The sequence below is a fragment of the Micromonospora sp. NPDC005252 genome (genome assembly GCF_042872475.1).
Lineage (GTDB): Bacteria > Actinomycetota > Actinomycetes > Mycobacteriales > Micromonosporaceae > Micromonospora.
In genome coordinates this window covers 447,520-461,896 of the sequence record NZ_JBIAKN010000003.1, presented here as the reverse complement: position 1 = coordinate 461,896, position 14,377 = coordinate 447,520, and the positions used below count along the sequence as shown (strand labels likewise).

General features: G+C 72.7%; 18 protein-coding genes and 1 tRNA gene. 14 read left to right on the top strand and 5 right to left on the bottom strand.

Going from position 1 to position 14,377, the window contains the following annotated elements; translation table 11 throughout:
* Positions 1–146: 146 nt before the first annotated feature.
* Positions 147–503: an STAS domain-containing protein gene (locus ACFYPH_RS11790; RefSeq protein WP_007454464.1), complete on the top strand. Its 357-nt coding sequence runs from the start codon at positions 147–149 to the stop codon at positions 501–503.
* A 13-nt stretch (positions 504–516) separates the two neighbouring features.
* Here the strand turns inward: ACFYPH_RS11790 and ACFYPH_RS11785 are convergent, their stop codons facing one another.
* Positions 517–1,668 (bottom strand): MFS transporter, encoded by a 1,152-nt coding sequence (locus tag ACFYPH_RS11785; RefSeq protein WP_355064795.1) that lies wholly within the window; start codon positions 1,666–1,668, stop codon positions 517–519.
* A gap of 176 nt (positions 1,669–1,844) precedes the next feature.
* Here ACFYPH_RS11785 and ACFYPH_RS11780 point away from each other — a divergent pair, with 176 nt between their 5' ends.
* The 5 genes from ACFYPH_RS11780 (at position 1,845) to ACFYPH_RS11760 (ending at position 4,699) form a co-directional block, all read left to right on the top strand.
* Positions 1,845–2,561 carry an FCD domain-containing protein gene (locus ACFYPH_RS11780; RefSeq protein ID WP_354853710.1) on the top strand — a complete coding sequence of 239 codons (717 nt, stop codon included), beginning with the start codon at positions 1,845–1,847 and terminating at the stop codon, positions 2,559–2,561.
* A gap of 39 nt (positions 2,562–2,600) precedes the next feature.
* Positions 2,601–3,059 carry a large conductance mechanosensitive channel protein MscL gene (gene mscL / locus ACFYPH_RS11775; RefSeq protein ID WP_354853708.1) on the top strand — a complete coding sequence of 153 codons (459 nt, stop codon included), beginning with the start codon at positions 2,601–2,603 and terminating at the stop codon, positions 3,057–3,059.
* An 81-nt stretch (positions 3,060–3,140) separates the two neighbouring features.
* Entirely contained in the window at positions 3,141–3,392 is a 252-nt protein-coding gene (locus ACFYPH_RS11770; protein WP_354853705.1) for a hypothetical protein, read from the top strand.
* A gap of 236 nt (positions 3,393–3,628) precedes the next feature.
* Entirely contained in the window at positions 3,629–3,997 is a 369-nt protein-coding gene (locus ACFYPH_RS11765; protein WP_354853702.1) for a hypothetical protein, read from the top strand.
* 132 nt (positions 3,998–4,129) lie between these two features.
* Entirely contained in the window at positions 4,130–4,699 is a 570-nt protein-coding gene (locus ACFYPH_RS11760) for a GNAT family N-acetyltransferase (protein WP_387181115.1), read from the top strand.
* On the opposite strand, the gene ACFYPH_RS11755 is transcribed toward ACFYPH_RS11760, so the two are convergent.
* The gene (locus ACFYPH_RS11755; RefSeq protein ID WP_387181112.1) at positions 4,693–5,934 is read right to left on the bottom strand and encodes a benzoate/H(+) symporter BenE family transporter; all 1,242 of its coding nucleotides are present in this window, start codon (positions 5,932–5,934) and stop codon (positions 4,693–4,695) included. The genes ACFYPH_RS11760 and ACFYPH_RS11755 overlap by 7 nt on opposite strands.
* A gap of 56 nt (positions 5,935–5,990) precedes the next feature.
* On the opposite strand from ACFYPH_RS11755, the gene ACFYPH_RS11750 reads away from it, so the two are divergent.
* On the top strand, positions 5,991–6,551 hold the full coding sequence (locus ACFYPH_RS11750; protein ID WP_387181109.1) for a helix-turn-helix domain-containing protein: 561 nt from the start codon (positions 5,991–5,993) through the stop codon (positions 6,549–6,551).
* A 7-nt stretch (positions 6,552–6,558) separates the two neighbouring features.
* Here ACFYPH_RS11750 and ACFYPH_RS11745 read toward each other — a convergent pair whose 3' ends face one another.
* Complete coding sequence (locus ACFYPH_RS11745; RefSeq protein WP_355064717.1) at positions 6,559–7,623, bottom strand: LuxR C-terminal-related transcriptional regulator; 1,065 nt, start codon at positions 7,621–7,623, stop codon at positions 6,559–6,561.
* A 62-nt stretch (positions 7,624–7,685) separates the two neighbouring features.
* Here ACFYPH_RS11745 and ACFYPH_RS11740 point away from each other — a divergent pair, with 62 nt between their 5' ends.
* From ACFYPH_RS11740 to ACFYPH_RS11725, 4 genes are all read left to right on the top strand, one after another.
* Entirely contained in the window at positions 7,686–8,405 is a 720-nt protein-coding gene (locus ACFYPH_RS11740; protein ID WP_354853691.1) for a protein phosphatase 2C domain-containing protein, read from the top strand.
* An 81-nt stretch (positions 8,406–8,486) separates the two neighbouring features.
* The gene (gene eis, locus ACFYPH_RS11735) at positions 8,487–9,677 is read left to right on the top strand and encodes an enhanced intracellular survival protein Eis (protein WP_387181105.1); all 1,191 of its coding nucleotides are present in this window, start codon (positions 8,487–8,489) and stop codon (positions 9,675–9,677) included.
* 42 nt (positions 9,678–9,719) lie between these two features.
* Positions 9,720–10,469 carry a ZIP family zinc transporter gene (locus ACFYPH_RS11730; RefSeq protein WP_354853685.1) on the top strand — a complete coding sequence of 250 codons (750 nt, stop codon included), beginning with the start codon at positions 9,720–9,722 and terminating at the stop codon, positions 10,467–10,469.
* A gap of 116 nt (positions 10,470–10,585) precedes the next feature.
* The gene (locus tag ACFYPH_RS11725; RefSeq protein ID WP_363935221.1) at positions 10,586–11,782 is read left to right on the top strand and encodes a hypothetical protein; all 1,197 of its coding nucleotides are present in this window, start codon (positions 10,586–10,588) and stop codon (positions 11,780–11,782) included.
* A 112-nt stretch (positions 11,783–11,894) separates the two neighbouring features.
* On the opposite strand, the gene ACFYPH_RS11720 is transcribed toward ACFYPH_RS11725, so the two are convergent.
* Positions 11,895–12,977: an NAD-dependent epimerase/dehydratase family protein gene (locus tag ACFYPH_RS11720; RefSeq protein WP_355064713.1), complete on the bottom strand. Its 1,083-nt coding sequence runs from the start codon at positions 12,975–12,977 to the stop codon at positions 11,895–11,897.
* 126 nt (positions 12,978–13,103) lie between these two features.
* A complete protein-coding gene (locus tag ACFYPH_RS11715) occupies positions 13,104–13,406 on the bottom strand; it encodes a hypothetical protein (RefSeq protein ID WP_355064712.1) in 303 nt (100 codons plus the stop codon).
* A 208-nt stretch (positions 13,407–13,614) separates the two neighbouring features.
* On the opposite strand from ACFYPH_RS11715, the gene ACFYPH_RS11710 reads away from it, so the two are divergent.
* From ACFYPH_RS11710 to ACFYPH_RS11700, 3 genes are all read left to right on the top strand, one after another.
* A tRNA-Lys gene (locus ACFYPH_RS11710) sits at positions 13,615–13,686 on the top strand.
* Between the two features lie 151 nt (positions 13,687–13,837).
* Positions 13,838–14,113 (top strand): type II toxin-antitoxin system prevent-host-death family antitoxin, encoded by a 276-nt coding sequence (locus tag ACFYPH_RS11705; RefSeq protein ID WP_355064710.1) that lies wholly within the window; start codon positions 13,838–13,840, stop codon positions 14,111–14,113.
* The gene (locus ACFYPH_RS11700; protein ID WP_354853651.1) at positions 14,110–14,367 is read left to right on the top strand and encodes a Txe/YoeB family addiction module toxin; all 258 of its coding nucleotides are present in this window, start codon (positions 14,110–14,112) and stop codon (positions 14,365–14,367) included. The genes ACFYPH_RS11705 and ACFYPH_RS11700 overlap by 4 nt, the downstream gene beginning before the upstream one ends.
* Positions 14,368–14,377 lie beyond the last annotated feature (10 nt).

Genomic DNA, 14,377 nt, shown 5'->3' with positions numbered 1-14,377 from the left:
TGGACCGGCCGGACTCTATCACCGGGGTCCGCGCAACTACTTGCTCCGTAGCAATGGAATGATGATGGCCACCGGATGCCGGCTCCCGTCCTGCGTCGGATCACGGTCGTGGGATACCGTTCCCCCGATAACAGGAGGTCTGGCGAATGTCCCTGACGGTGCACACGGAACAACGCGGCGACGTGGTCGTCGTGTCAGTCGCGGGCGAGCTGGACATGGCAACCGCACCGCAGTTGCAGGATCAGATCACCGACCTGCTCGACAAGGGCCGTAACCGGCTGGTGTTCGACCTGGCGGACGTCTCGTTCTGCGACTCGACCGGTCTGTCGGTGTTCGTTCGCGCCAAGAACAGCTGTGACGAGGCCGGCGGTGTGGTGCGGTTGGCCGCTCCGCAGCGCGGGGTGCTGCGCATCCTCGAGGTGAGCGGGCTCGTCGAGGTGCTGCACACCTACCCGACGGTGGATGAGGCCGTCGCCGGCGAACCCACCCCGGCGTCCTCCTGATCGCTGTCGCGACCTACTCGTCCTCGACGTACCGGGGACGAGCGATCGCCATGCCCGCAGTCGTCTGCACGGCGAGTGCGACCAGCAGGAACCCGATCGGCGCGGTCCAGCCGCCGGTGGCCTCGTAGAGGATGCCGACCAGCAGCGGGCCGAGGGCGGCGATCACGTACCCGGTGCTCTGCGCGAACCCGGAGAGCGCGACGGTCCCCTCGGCGGTGCGGGCGCGTAGACCGATGGCGGTCAGGATCATCGGGAACGCGCCCTGGCCGATCGCCAGGAGGGCGACCCAGAGCAGCGCGGCGCCGTGCGGTGCGAGCGCCAACCCCAGGTAGGCCAGCGCGGAAGCGGTGGTCAACCCGAGCACCAGCGGACGCAGGCTGCCCAGCCGACCGGCCAGGGTGGGCATCAGCAACGCGATCGGTACGCCGAGCGCGGTCACCCCGGCGAGCAGCAGCCCGGCCGACTCCGGATGGTAACCGGCGTCGCGGAAGAGTTGGGCCAGCCAGCCCATGATCGCGTACCCGCTGAGCGACTGCGCCCCGAAGTAGACGGCCATCGCCCAACCGAGCCGGGTCCGCGCCGGCCGGACCCGCGCCGGCGTGGCGACGGCCGCCGTCAGGGTCGCCCGCCGCGCGCCCGCCCGGGTCCGCAGCGCCAGCGGCACCCACGGGAGTACGGCCACCGCGGCCATCGCGGCCCAGACGCCGAGCCCGGCCCGCCAGGACCCGAAGGCGTGCGCGATCGGCACCGCGGAGGCGGCGGCCACCGTGGTGCCCACCGTCAACGTCATGGTGTACGCCCCGGTGACCAGGCCGGTGCGGTGCGGGAAGTGCTGCTTGACCAGCATCGGCAGCAGGATGTTGGCGACCGCGATGCCGGACAGCGCCAGCGCGCTGGTGAGCACGAAGATCAAGGCCGAGTCGGTGGCGACCCGCAGCACCTGGCCAACGGCGAGGGCGAGCATGGCGACCACCAGCACCCGGGCCGGTGCCACCCGGCGGACCAGCCACGGGGTGAGCGCGCCCAGGCCGGCGAACGCGATGGTCGGCAGGGTGGTGACCAGACCGGCCATGGTGCCGGAGAGACCCAGCCCGTCGCGGACCTCGTCGAGCAGGGCGCCGAGGCTGGTGACCACGGCACGCAGGTTCAGCGCGACCAGCAGCATCCCGACCAGCACGAGCGCGCCACCGGTCGCCGGGTGCGTCCGCCGGCCCCCGGGGTCGCGCGTCGGGCGGATGTCGACGGCGGCGGGAGCGGGCGGGGCCGGAGCGGCGGTGGGTGGCGGGGTCATGACCTCTAACCTACAATCATGGGATGAATTTAGGGCCGGTGATGTAACCAGTGCCACCGTCGGTCGATTCCCCCACCGCGCCGCCAGCGCCGCCCCGCGGCCAGCCCGCCGTGCCGCCCCGCGGGCACCGCGTCCGGCAGACCATCGAGCAGCTCCGGGCCCGGATCCTGGGCGGCGAGTGGCCGATCGGCGGGCGCATCCCCACCGAGCCACAGCTGGTCGCCGCGCTGGGTGTCGGGCGCAACACGGTCCGCGAGGCCGTCCGCGCCCTGGTGCACGCCGGGGTGCTGGAGTGCCGGCAGGGCTCCGGCACGTACGTGGTGTCCACCGACGAGCTGGCGCCGGTGGTGGCCCGCCGACTCGGCGACGACCGGATGACCGAGGTCATCGAGGTCCGGCGCGCGTTCGAGGTGGAGGCCGCCCGGCTCGCCGCGCTGAGGCGTACACCGGAGGACCTGGCGGCCCTCGACGGCGCGCTCGCCGAGCGCGAGGCGGCCTGGCGCGGCGGCCGGGTCGACGCGTTCGTCGAGGCCGACGCGGCCCTGCACGTCGCGGTGGTCGCCGCCGCGCACAACACCATGCTCGCCGAGCTGTACGCCTCGGTCGGCGCGGCCCTGCGCAGCACCGTCGCCCAGGCGATGGGAGGCGCGCTCACGCCCGAGCGCTACGTCGACCACACCCGGCTGGTCGAGGCGATCCGGGCCGGCGACGCGGGCCGGGCGGCGATCGAAGCCGGCGCTTTTCTGGAGCCCGCCCCCGGGGCATAGGTTGTGCCGGACGGAAAACCGGACACCTCGGGAGTACGGATGCTCAAGGGCTTCAAAGATTTCATCATGCGCGGCAACGTCGTCGACCTGGCGGTCGGTGTCGTCATCGGCGCCGCGTTCACGGGCGTGGTCACCCAACTCACCAAATCGTTCCTCGAACCGCTGATCAAGGCGATCGGCGGGGGCACTGGCCTGTCGGCCGGGACGTGGAAGCTCAACGGCCAGGTCTTCGACTGGGCCGCGTTCATCAACGCCCTGATCACGTTCCTGCTCACCGCGGCGGTGCTCTACTTCTTCGTGGTCTACCCGATGAACAAGCTGGCTGAGCGGCGCAAGCGGGGCGAGGAGCCGCCGCCCTCCGCGCCCAGCGAGGAGGTCAAGCTGCTCACCGAGATCCGGGACGCGCTGGTCTCCGCCGGCCACACGACCCCCGGCCAGCAGCGCGGGGCGCTGGACGACGTGCTGGGCCGCCGCACCGAGCCGCCGACGCAGCGCTGATCCGAGCGGATGCACATCGGCCCCTGTGGGATTCCCGCAGGGGCCGCACCTTCTCGTACGTGTGTTCGATAGAGTCCCGCCATGGAGCAGCGAAAGCACTGGTGGAACGGGAAGTGGGGGCGACTGGCCCGGCGGGACGTCTTCCTGCGGGTGGACGCCGACCGGTGGCACGTCGAGCAGCGGGCCGGCGGCGCGGAGGGCATCTCCCGTTTCTACGAGTACGGCAGCGCGGACGAGGCCGAGGAGACCGTCCGGGCGCTGCTCGACGGCCCGGACACCTGGCGGGAACTGTCCCCGCGCCCACCGGGCAGCTGGACGCTCCCGAACAGCTGAATGGGCGGGCTGTGCGCGGTGCGCGGGTGGCGCAGGTGCGCGGTGGAGCGCTCGTATCCCGGTCTGTCGCCCGCCATCGTCGCAGAGCCTTGGAGGCGGTATTGCCTTCGACGGTTATGACTCTGAGGTATGAATATTCCTCTGAGGTATACCGCTCTCCGGACCTCTCGCCTCCGCGCCGGCCACCAGCAGGCCGACGGCGTTTAGCCGCGCACGACCCCGGGAACCGCTGAGGGATGGACCAGCAGGACGAGCAGCAGGCGACCATCTCGCGGATCACCACCGGGATGTCGGTGATCGACTCCGCCGGCACCGAGGTCGGGACCGTGGACCTCGTCCAGCGGGGCGACCCCAACGCGGTGACCGTGCAGACACCGACCGCCGACCCGGGCAGCAGCCTGGACGAGCTGATCGAGGCGACGGCTGTCGACGAGCCGGACGTTCCGGCCGACCTGGCGGCGCGGCTGCTGCACACCGGCTACCTGAAGGTCTCCACCGACTCGGCCGTCGGTGCCGTCTACGTGCCGGCCGACCGGATCGCCGCCGTCGCGCAGGGCCGGGTACGCCTCACGGTCGGCGTGGCCGACCTGCCGCCCGAGGAGTGACCCCGTCGCCCTGATCGACTCGGGTTCAAGCAAACCGCGGCATCACCGCAGCCCGGACACCCCGCCTTTCATGAACCCGAGTGGATCAAGGCGGGTGGACGTGGTCAGACGAGAGACGCGTACCGTCGCGGGATGTCACTGGTGTCACGGCAGCCGGATCTGACCGACGGCGTCGTCCGGCTCCGGTCGTGGGCGCTGGACGACCTCGACTGCGTCCGGCAGGCAGCGGCGGACCGGCGGATCACCGAGGCCACGACCGTGCCGGTCCGGTTCACCGAGGAGGCCGGCCACGCGTTCGTGCGGCGGCAGTGGAGTCGGGCCACCGACAGGGCTGGCATCTCGCTGGTGGTCACCGAAGCGGACACGGACCTCGCGGTCGGTTCAGTCACGCTGCTGTTCCGACCGCAGCGGGGTGTGGCCGATCTCGGCTACTGGCTGATACCCGCCGCGCGCGGTCGCGGAATGGCCAGCCCGGCGGCGCGACTGCTCACGGAGTGGGCGCTGGGGACCGCCGGCCTCGCCCGGGTGGAGGCGTGGGTCGAGCCTGACAACCTGGCGTCCCGACGGGTGCTCGCCGCCGCCGGCTTCGTCGAGGAGGGCGTCCTGCGGAGCTTTCTCGCCTTCCCGCGGCGACGCGCGGACGCCGTGGTACTGGCCCGGGTCGCCGAGAGCGAGCAGCGGAGTTCTATGCGGGATCAGTGATGTTGCGGTGTCCGGTCGGCGGGGATGGCCTCACTTCGCTGATCCGGTGTTGACCTCTGCGGGGAGGGCGAGACGGGTGCCGGTTGGCGGCGGTGGAAGAGCAGCAGCATCAGGCAGCCGGCGACCAGCCCCCAGAACGCGCCGCCCACGCCGATCAGCGTCACACCGGAGGCGGTCACCACGAAGGTGACCACGGCGGCCTCCCTGGTCGCCGGGTCGGTCACCGCCGCGGCGAGCGCGGTGGCGAGCGCACCCAGCAGGGCCAGACCGGCGACCGCCTCGATGAGGATCGGCGGCGCGACCGCGACCAGGGCCGTGGCCACGCCGGCGCCCAGCCCGAGCAGGGCCAGCCCGAGCCCGGCGGTGACCGAGGCGACCCACCGGCGCTCCGGGTCCGGGTGGGCGTCGGGGCCGGCGGCCAGCGCGGCGGTGATCGCCGCGAGGTTCACCGCGTGCCCGCCGGCCGGGGCGGCCAGCAGGCTGGCCAGACCCGTGGCCCGCAGCGCCGCCCCGAACGGCGGCCGGTAGCCGTAGCCGACCAGCACCGCCATGCCTGGCACGTTCTGCGCCGCCATCGTGACCAGAAACAGCGGGAGGGCGAGCCCGACCAGCGCGGACGCGTTCCAGGCGGGCACGGTCAGGGCGAGCGACGGGGTCAGCGTGGCACCGCTCAGCCCGGCCGGCGGCGCGGTCAGCGCGATCGCCACCACCGCCACCAGCAGCGCGCCGGGCACGGCCCAGCGGCGGGCGAACCGGTGCAGCAGCAGCCAGCCGAGCACCACCGGGCCGGCCACCCGGGGCAGCTCGACGAGCGCGCGGACCGGGGCGGTGCACAGGGGCAGCAGCACACCGGCGAGCATCGCGCCGGCCACCGGCTTGGGGATCGCGGCGACCGCCCGGCCCAGCGGCGGGAAGAGCCCGGCCGCGACGATCAGCGCCCCGGAGACGAGGAAGGCGCCCACCGCCACCGGCCAACCGCCGGTCGGCGGCCCGGTCGCCACCAGCAGCGCCGCGCCCGGCGTCGACCAGGCCACACTCATCGGGATCCGGTGCCGCCAGCCCAGCCAGGCGGCGGCGAGCCCGCACGCCACGCAGAGAGCCAGCAGGCCGGAGGCCGCCTGCGCGTCCGACGCGCCCGCCGCGCGGAGCCCGGCCAGCACGACGGTGAACGAGCTGGCGAAGCCCACCAGCGCGGTCACGACGCCGGCCAGCACCGGTTGCGCCCGTCCCGCCATCCCGACCTCCCCAAGCGTTCCGTTTACGGAACGACAGCGTGTAGCACGATAGCCGGGTGTCGCACCCACCACCAGCGCGCCGTCCGGGCCTCGACGTGGATCCCGCCGTCGTCGGCCGGCGGGTCCGTGCCCTGCGGGAGGAGCGGGGGATCTCGCTGTCCACACTGGCGCGGCTCGCCGGTGTCGGAAAGGCCACCCTCTCCGGCCTGGAGAACGGCACCCGCAACCCGACACTGGAGACGCTCTGGGGGGTCACCGCACAGCTCGGCGTGCCGCTCACCGCGCTGCTTGCCGAGCCGGCCGCCGAGCCCACCGTGCACGGCGCCGCGGTCACCGCCACCCTGCTGGAGGTGTTCGACGACACCGACGCGACCTACGAGCTGTACCGGATGCGCGTCGCACCCGGCGTCGTGCAGATCTCCCCCGCCCATCAACCGGGCGTCACCGAACACGTCACCGTCTTCGCCGGCGTACTGCGGGCCGGCCCGGCCGACGCGCCGCTGACCGCCCCGGCCGGCGGTCACCTGCGCTGGGTCTCCGACGTGCCGCACAGCTACGCGGCGGTGGGCGACGACGAGGTCGCCGCGAGCCTGCTGTTGCGCTACCCGCGCCGCTGAACCCGACTCAGTCCACCGGGGCGGGCACCGGCAGCCGGTGCCGGACCGCCCAGAGCGCCACCTCGGTACGCGACACCGAGCCGGTCTTGCGCAGCAGGTTCGACACGTGCACGGTGACCGTCCGCACCGAGATGCCGAGCGCCTTCGCCACCTGCTTGTTGGACATCCCGGCGACCAGGCAGCCCAGCACCTCGACCTCGCGGGCGGTCAACTCCGGGTCGAGCGGCACGTCGACGACCGCATCGGCCGCCGACGCCGGAGCGCGCGGCGCGGTCGGCTGACGTGGCGGACGCGGGCCGGGCAGCCGCCGCAGCAACGCCTCCGGTCCCTCCGACGCGTGTGCGGCCAGCAGTTCGGTAAGCGCGTATGGGTTGCCGCCGGTGCAGCGCCAGAGGGAGGTGACCAGCCGGCCGGACGGGGTGCTGCCCGCGTACACCTGGGTCAGCACCTCGGCGACCTCGGCCGGGCGCAGCGGGCCAAGATGTTGGCGGACGGCGCCGCGCACGCCGCTGAGCCGGGCCAGCGCGCGGCGGGTGAGGTCCGGCGCCACCGCGTCGGCCGGCGGTCGGCTGGCCACCACGAGCAGGGCGGGCAGGTCGGCGACGGTGGCCAACTCCCCGACCAGGTTGACGCTGGCCGGGTCGAGCGCGTGCAGGTCGTCCACGACCAGCACGGCCGGGCCGGCGCCGACCAGCAGCTGGACGGTCCGCACGGCGAGGCGGAGCAGAGTGCCCGGCGCGTACCGCTCGCGAGGTGCGGTGGGCTGCTGGGCCAACCAGGCCAGCGCGTCCGACGGCAGGCCGAGCCGGCTGGTGTCCCGACCGGTGAGCACCGCCGCCAGCCAGTCGTACGGGGCCGGGCCGTGCACCCGGGCGGCACCGGAGAGAACCAGCGCGGGACGCGGCGCGAAGGCGTCCACAGCGGCCGCGACCAGCAGACTCTTGCCCACCCCCGCCGCTCCGGTGAGCACCGCGACGGCAGGCGCCGAGCGGCGTACGGCCGCCACGGCGGACCATGCCCGGTCGAGCTCGGCGAGCTCGCCGGCGCGTCCGACCATGGACACCGGCATCATTTCTCAACCCTACGCAGTAGTGCGTAGAGACGAAGGCAGGGTGTTCTTGGCAAGCTGACACCATGACGCTGATCCTCCGCTCGGTCATCCTCAACGACATCGGCCTGGTCCGCACCAACAACGAGGACTCCGCCCTCGCCGGTGACCGCCTGATCGCCGTCGCCGACGGCATGGGCGGGCTGCCCGCGGGCGAGGTGGCGAGCGAGATCGTGATCCGGATCCTGGACGAGCTGGCCCCGCCCACCGACCCGGACGGGGCCGCCGACGCCCTCCGTGCCGTGGTCAGCACCGCCAACCAGCGCATCCACGCCGCGATCACCGTCGACCCGGCCCGCGAGGGGATGGGCACCACGCTCACCGCCGCGCTGCTGGCCGGGGAGACGCTGGTGCTGGCCCAGGTCGGGGACTCCCGCTGCTACCTGCTGCGCGACGGGGAGCTGACCCAGCTCACCCGGGACGACACGTTCGTGCAGGCGCTTGTCGACCAGGGCACGCTCTCCCCCGAGCAGGCCCGGCACCACCCGCAGCGGTCCCTGGTGACCCGGGCCGTGCAGGGCGCCGACACCCCGCCGGCCGTCGGCGTGCTCACTGTGGTCCCCGGCGACCGGTTGCTGCTGTGCAGCGACGGGCTCTCCGACTACGTCGAGGACGAGGCCATCGCGACGACGCTGGGCATGTACGCCGACCGGCAGCAGTGCGGTGAGCAGTTGGTGAAGCTCGCCCACCACGCCGGCGCCCCGGACAACGTCACAGTCGTCGTCTCCGACGTCACGACCCGCTGACCCGCGCGTGGCCTGCCGGTGGCCCGCGAGGATCGGGCCAATCCAGTTGCTGCGACCTGCGCGGCGGGTTGAGATGGGCGGATGACCATCCGACGGGTGACCGCCGACGAACGTCTCACGACGAGTTTCCCGCTGGCCGCGTACGCCTTCGAGGCATCGCCGCTCAGTGCCGCCCGGGTGGAGGAGTTCCGCGACTACCTGCCCTACAACGAGGGCAACCGGACGCTGATCGTCGAGGAGGACGGCGCCACCCTGGCCGCCGTCTCGGCCATCGGCATGCGGCAGAACCTGCGCGGCGTGGTACTGCCGATGGCCGGTGTCGCCGGGGTGGCCACCCATCCGCTGGCCCGCCGGCAGGGGCACGTCCGCAGGCTGCTGCACCAGCTCCTCGACGAGATGCGCGACGAGGGGCACGTGCTCAGCGCGCTCTACCCGTTCCGGCCCAGCTTCTACGCCCGGTTCGGCTACGTCGGGCTGCCCAAGCCGCGTACGGTCGCCTTCTCCCCGGCCGACCTGGGCCCACTCGTCCGCGCCGAGCTGCCCGGCGAGGTGGGCTGGGAGCGGATCGCCGCCGGTTATCCCGCCTGGCGGGCGTTCACCGAGCGCTGCCTGCAGACCCGGCACGGGTTCTCGGTGTTCCCGGACCACCGGGCGGCCGGCCTGCGTGACCGGGACGAGTACTGGCTGGTCACCGCCCGGGTGGCCGGTGAGGTCACCGGCGCTGTCACGTACCGGATCGACGACCACGGCGGCACGCTGATCGGCAACGAGCTGCTGGTCGCCGACCCCCTCGCCCGTACGCTGCTGCTGCAGTTCTTCGCCCGGCACGTCGACCAGGTCGAGCGCGTCACCGTCCAGGTCCCGCCCGACGAGTTGCCGGAGCTGTGGCTGACCGACCTGGACGTGCACGTCGAGGCGCGGGTGGGCCGGCCGGGCTCGTCCGCCCCGATGGCCCGGCTGCTGTCGCTGGACGCGCTGCACGGGCTGCCCTCCGGCCCGGGCCGGGTCCGGATCGAACTGACCGGGGACCGGTGGCTGGCCGGCACCCATCTGCTCGACGGTACGACCGGCGCGCTGGAACTGGTCTCCGGCGACAGCGGCCGCACGCCGACGGCCACGCTGACCGCGGCCGGGCTGTCCGCCCTGGCGTACGGGGTGCTGGACCCGGCCGAGCTGCCGTTGCGAGGGCTGGGCGACGTGCCGGCAGACGCCGCCACCGAGCTGCGCGACATCTTCGGGCGCCGGGTGCCGTACCTCTTCGCCGACTTCTGAGCGCGGTTTGCCGACCTCGGTCCAGCGGGTACGGTCCCCGGAATGCCGGAGTGGTTGCAGGCGGGTGGATGGGGATTGCTGGCCGGGTCGGCCCTGCTGATCGGGGCGGCGGTCGGCTTCTTCGTCCGGGTGCCGCAGCGGATCACCGCGTCGATCATGGCGTTCGGCGCGGGGGTGCTGCTCTCCGCCGTCTCGTACGAGCTGATCCAGGTGGCCCACGAGCAGGGCGGGATGCTGCCCACCGTGCTCGGCGCGGCCGGTGGCGCGATCGTCTACACCCTGGCGAATGTGGGCCTCGCCCGACACGGCGCGCGGAACCGGAAGCGCTCGGGCGACCAGCAGCCCTCCGAGGGTGAGCAGCCCGGTTCGGGGTCGGCGATCGCGGTCGGGGCGCTGCTGGACGGCGTACCGGAATCGGTCGTGATCGGCGCCAGCCTGCTCGCCGGCGGCGCGGTCAGCCTGGTCACCGTGGCGGCGGTGTTCCTCAGCAACGTCCCGGAGGGGCTGTCCAGCGCGGCCGGCATGCGCCAGGCGGGCCGCACCCGGCGGTACGTCTTCCTGCTGTGGACCGGGATCGCGCTGATCAGCGGTGTGGCGGCGCTGCTCGGCAACACCCTGCTGGGCGGCGCACCGCCGGAGGTGCTGGCCGCCATCACCGCGCTGGCCGGCGGGGCGATCCTCGCCATGATCACCGACACGATGGTCCCGGAGGCGTTCGAGAACGCCCACCTGCTGGTCGGCCTCATCACGGTCGCCGGCTTCCTGACGGCCTTCGCGCTCTCCCACGCGTGAGCGCGAAGGGCTGCGTGAGTCGACCGCCGGCGAGCGGCATTGCTTAGCGGCGCATTAAACCGGCACGGCGGATTCGTCGTGACGCCGTCGGGGCTCCTAGCATCAGCGGGGTGCGCATGACGTCGCTTGCCGCTCTGCTCGTCCTCGGTGTCGCCACCGCGACCCTGCCCGCCTGCGGGTCCACCGATCCGGCTCCGGCCGGCGCGTCGGCCACCCCGCAGGCCACGCCGGAAGCCCTCTCGACGGGCGACCAGGGTGTCGCACCGGCGGGCCGGGACGGTCTCGGTGGCCCCGGGGCCAGCGCGAGCCCGAAGCCGACCACCCCGGCCGCCAAGGCGCTCGCGGCCGGCAACCCGAACGGCCACGCCACAGTGCCGACCGAGGCGCGCGCGGTGGACACGTCGAAGCCGACCCGCACCATCGGCACCGGCACCCCGGCGAGCTGCACCTCGGCGGCGGTGGTGAAGGCCGTGGCGGCCGGCGGCGTCATCACGTTCAACTGTGGACCGGCCCCGGTGACGATCAAGATGGCCGCCACCGCGAAGATCCGCAACGCCAACGGGCCGAAGATCGTGCTCGACGGTGGCGGCAGGGTGACGCTGAGCGGCCAGGGGCAGCGCCGCATCCTCTACATGAACACCTGCGACGAGGCCCAGGGCTTCACCACCTCGCACTGCCAGAACCAGGACCACCCGCAGCTCACCGTGCAGAACCTGACCTTCGCCGACGGCAACTCCACCGGCGACAAGACGGAGGGCGGCGGCGGGGGCGCGATCTTCGTCCGCGGCGGGCGGCTCAAGGTGGTCAACTCGCGCTTCGTCCACAACCGCTGCGACCGTACCGGCCCGGACCTGGGGGGTGCGGCCGTCCGGGTGCTGAGCCAGTACGAGAACAAGCCGGTGTACGTCGTGAGCAGCACCTTCGACGGCGGCTCCTGCTCCAACGGAGGGGCGCTGAGCAGCATCGGCGTGTCGTGGGTGGTGCTCAACAGCCTGCTCAGGAACAACGAGGCGATCGGCAGCGGCGCCAACCCGGCCAAGTCCGGCACGCCCGGCGGCGGCAGCGGCGGCGCGATCTACTGCGACGGCAACGAGTTCACCGTACGGATCGCCGGCACCGTCATCGAGAACAACAAGGCCAACGAGGGCGGCGGCGCGATCTTCTTCGTCAGCAACAACCGCACCGGCACGATGAAGATCGAAAACTCCCCGCTGCGCCGCAACCCGAGCGGCAAGTTCGAGACCCCCGGCTACCGCGGCATCTTCTTCCTGGGCGCCCGCAACCCCGAGGTCATCGGCCCCAAGCCCGCCTGACCGCCCGCCCTCTGACCGCCCGCCCCTGGCCGCCTGGCGGCCTGCCGCAGGTGATCAAGAGGTTCGGGTCACCGAGGCCGGGTTTTCTGACGCAAAGCTCTTGATCACCGCGTCAGTAGGGGTTCTTCTCGCCTGGCGGGTGGGCGTGCAGGAGGCCGGCGGGGCGGCCGGGCAGGGTGCGCGCCGCGGAGAGCGGCGGGCTGGCCGTGTGGTCGCCGCCGGCCATGCCGACGAACAGCTCCTTGAGCGCGGTCAAAGCGTCGATCTTGGGTACCCAACCCAGCTCGGTCTCGGCCCGCTCGCTGGACATCAGTGGCGCGTTCAGGCCCAACTCGACCCAGCCCGCGTCGACCGGCTGCAACCGCGCCCGCCAGGTCAGCGCCGCCGCCACCCGCAGCACCGGAGCGGCGACCGGCACCGTCCAGCCGTGGAAGTGCCGAGCCACCAGCTCCGGGGTCAGCACCGGGTCCGCGGCGACGTTGAACGCGCCGCGCGCATCACCCAGAACCGCCCTGGCGTACGCGTCAGCCACATCGTCGGCGTGGACCGCCTGCATCCGCAGCCGCCGGTTGGTCGGCACCAGCGGTATCCGGCCGAAGCGCAGCAGTCGTACCGGCGCCAACGGGCCGAGAAAATAGCGGGTGATCTCCGTACCGGCGTCCCGCTGGAAGATCAGACCGGGCCGCAGGCGAACCACCCGCAGCGTCGGGTGCTCCCGCTCCAGTCCGTCCAGCAGCGCCTCGACCTCGGCCTTGTGCTCGCTGTACGACGAGCCGGACACTCCGGTGGCCGGCCACCGCTCGCTGATCGGGTGGTCCTTCGGGCCGGGCGCGTACGTGCCGACCGACGAGGCGTACACCAGAGCGGGCACCCCGGCCCGCGCCACCGCCTCGAACACCGCCCGACTGCCGTCGACGTTCGTCCGGCGCAGCACCCGCCGGTCGTGACTGGGTTGGATCTGCCAGGCCAGGTGCACCACCGCGTCCGCTCCCGCGAACACCTCGGCGAGCTGGCCCACCGCGCCCGGCGCACCGATGTCGCAGGAGTGCCACTCCACCTGCTCGTACGGCGTACCGGCATCCGGGCCGGGCAACCGCCGGACCACCCCGGCCAGCTCCACGCCGCGCTCCCGGCGCAGCCGCCGCAGCACCGCCGTACCGACGTTGCCACTCGCCCCCACCACCACGATCCGCATGCCCGACCCCGTACCCGTCCAGCAGCCGGTCAACCGCCGCCGCGCGCCGCGCCCGTGGACTCGGCTTCCTGCATCTCGGGGTAACGGCGGGGGCGGGACAGCCCGACTTCCCTGAATCCGAGTCGATCAAGGGCGCGGCGAGTCGCGGACCCAGCCGTGCTTCTCCTTGCCCCGGCGACCGAGGGTGGCCGCCAGGCAACGCGGGCAGATCCAGCCCACCGCGTCCGCCTCGGTGAGCACGTCGGTACCCAGGTAGTCGAAGCGCACGTGCGGAAAGCGGCGCAGCCGAGTGCGGCTGAGCGCCAGACCGCAGACGGTCTGGTTCTGGCCGGGCAGCCACGCGTGCACCTCCCCGCCCGGCTGACGTACGCCGTCCGACCCGATCTCCTCCCCGGAAGCCGCCACCGCCGGGCTGCCGCTCGCGCTCATGCCCGTCCCCATTCCCCAGCCGTCCCCCGCCACACACGGTGGCGAGAGGTCGGCTTGATCCACTCCACCTCCCCGACGTGGCGGTATCCACCGCCCCGGACACCGCCACCTCGCCGACCTGGTGTTGATCACCTGAGCTCGCCAGGCATCGACGGCCGGCTGGAAGCCGAGAGTCAACGACGCTGACTGTCAGGTAACCTGAGCGCGCGGGCCGCTAGCTCAATGGCAGAGCTGTGGACTTTTAATCCATAGGTTCAGGGTTCGAGTCCCTGGCGGCCCACTCTTCCGCAGCTCAGCCAGCCCTTGACAGGTCTCTCGTCTTGGTGCGCGTGGCCTGTAGCAGCTAAGTACACCAGCAGCCGGCCACGCACGTGCATGGCGCGACCATTCCACCCGAGGTACAGTTTTCTGTACTTGCCCTGGAGGTGGTCATGCGGACCGTGAACTTCACCCAGCTTCGACAGAACCTGGCCGCCGAACTCGACAGCGTCATCAACGACGCGGAGGAGGTGGTGGTGACCCGGTCGGGTCACGAGCCGGTGGTCATCGTGCCGCTCGCCGAGTACGAGGCGATGAAGGAAACCGAGTACCTCCTTCGCAACCCGGCCAACGCCGCAGCCCTGCGCCGCTCGATGGCAGAGCTTGAGAAGGGCGACGCGGTCGAGCGGGACCTGATCGACCCGGCCACCGTCCGGGACATCGCGTGAGGCTGGTCTTCACCGCGACGGCCTGGAACCAGTACCTCAGCCACACCGACCGCAAGTTGGTCAAACGCATCAACGATCTCATCGCGGACGTGATGCGCAACGGATACGAGGGCATCGGCAAGCCGGAACCCCTTCGAGGAGAGCTGTCCGGCTTCTGGTCCCGCCGGATCGATCGCGAACACCGGCTGGTGTATCGGGTCACCAAGGACGACGTCGAGATCATCGCCTGCCGGTACCACTACGTCGACCGGTAGCGGACGGCCA

What these genes read in the sequence shown, in the direction of transcription:
- ACFYPH_RS11790 (WP_007454464.1), top strand. Translation starts at nt 147, where the DNA reads ATGTCCCTGACGGTGCACACGGAACAACGCGGCGACGTGGTCGTCGTG.
- ACFYPH_RS11785 (WP_355064795.1), bottom strand. Translation starts at nt 1,668, where the DNA reads ATGCTGCTGGTCGCGCTGAACCTGCGTGCCGTGGTCACCAGCCTCGGC.
- mscL (WP_354853708.1), top strand. Translation starts at nt 2,601, where the DNA reads ATGCTCAAGGGCTTCAAAGATTTCATCATGCGCGGCAACGTCGTCGAC.
- ACFYPH_RS11770 (WP_354853705.1), top strand. Translation starts at nt 3,141, where the DNA reads ATGGAGCAGCGAAAGCACTGGTGGAACGGGAAGTGGGGGCGACTGGCC.
- ACFYPH_RS11765 (WP_354853702.1), top strand. Translation starts at nt 3,629, where the DNA reads ATGGACCAGCAGGACGAGCAGCAGGCGACCATCTCGCGGATCACCACC.
- ACFYPH_RS11760 (WP_387181115.1), top strand. Translation starts at nt 4,130, where the DNA reads ATGTCACTGGTGTCACGGCAGCCGGATCTGACCGACGGCGTCGTCCGG.
- ACFYPH_RS11755 (WP_387181112.1), bottom strand. Translation starts at nt 5,934, where the DNA reads ATGGCGGGACGGGCGCAACCGGTGCTGGCCGGCGTCGTGACCGCGCTG.
- ACFYPH_RS11745 (WP_355064717.1), bottom strand. Translation starts at nt 7,623, where the DNA reads ATGATGCCGGTGTCCATGGTCGGACGCGCCGGCGAGCTCGCCGAGCTC.
- ACFYPH_RS11740 (WP_354853691.1), top strand. Translation starts at nt 7,686, where the DNA reads ATGACGCTGATCCTCCGCTCGGTCATCCTCAACGACATCGGCCTGGTC.
- eis (WP_387181105.1), top strand. Translation starts at nt 8,487, where the DNA reads ATGACCATCCGACGGGTGACCGCCGACGAACGTCTCACGACGAGTTTC.
- ACFYPH_RS11730 (WP_354853685.1), top strand. Translation starts at nt 9,720, where the DNA reads ATGCCGGAGTGGTTGCAGGCGGGTGGATGGGGATTGCTGGCCGGGTCG.
- ACFYPH_RS11725 (WP_363935221.1), top strand. Translation starts at nt 10,586, where the DNA reads ATGACGTCGCTTGCCGCTCTGCTCGTCCTCGGTGTCGCCACCGCGACC.
- ACFYPH_RS11720 (WP_355064713.1), bottom strand. Translation starts at nt 12,977, where the DNA reads ATGCGGATCGTGGTGGTGGGGGCGAGTGGCAACGTCGGTACGGCGGTG.
- ACFYPH_RS11715 (WP_355064712.1), bottom strand. Translation starts at nt 13,406, where the DNA reads ATGAGCGCGAGCGGCAGCCCGGCGGTGGCGGCTTCCGGGGAGGAGATC.
- ACFYPH_RS11705 (WP_355064710.1), top strand. Translation starts at nt 13,838, where the DNA reads ATGCGGACCGTGAACTTCACCCAGCTTCGACAGAACCTGGCCGCCGAA.